This is a genomic window from Paenibacillus xylanexedens (assembly GCF_007676705.1).
GTDB lineage: Bacteria > Bacillota > Bacilli > Paenibacillales > Paenibacillaceae > Paenibacillus > Paenibacillus xylanexedens_C.
The window spans coordinates 1-227 of sequence record NZ_VEBF01000793.1; the positions used below are offsets into that span (position 1 = coordinate 1).

1 protein-coding gene is annotated in these 227 nt (G+C 49.8%); it reads left to right on the forward strand.

Features of this window, described 5'->3' with window-relative positions; all coding sequences use genetic code 11:
* Positions 1-25: 25 nt before the first annotated feature.
* On the forward strand, positions 26-227 hold a 202-nt coding region (locus tag FS628_RS31045; protein ID WP_260871265.1), incomplete at its 3' end, for an Hsp70 family protein.

A 227-nucleotide genomic window follows, 5' to 3' on the forward strand; every position in this document is an offset into this window, starting at 1 on the left:
GAGTAGAAGGATGTGGTCGGCGTTGATGACGGTTGGTGATGGGGCTGGTGAGCATTTGGAGTTGAAGGTGAGGGGTGGGAAATTTGAAGAAATGTGTGAAGGTGTGGTTGAGGGTAGAGTGGAACCAAGTGGTGGTGGATTGAGTGATGGGGGTATGAGGGGTAAGGATATGGAGAAGATGGTATTGGTTGGTGGTTGCAGAGGTATTCGTGGAGTAGAAGAAGAGA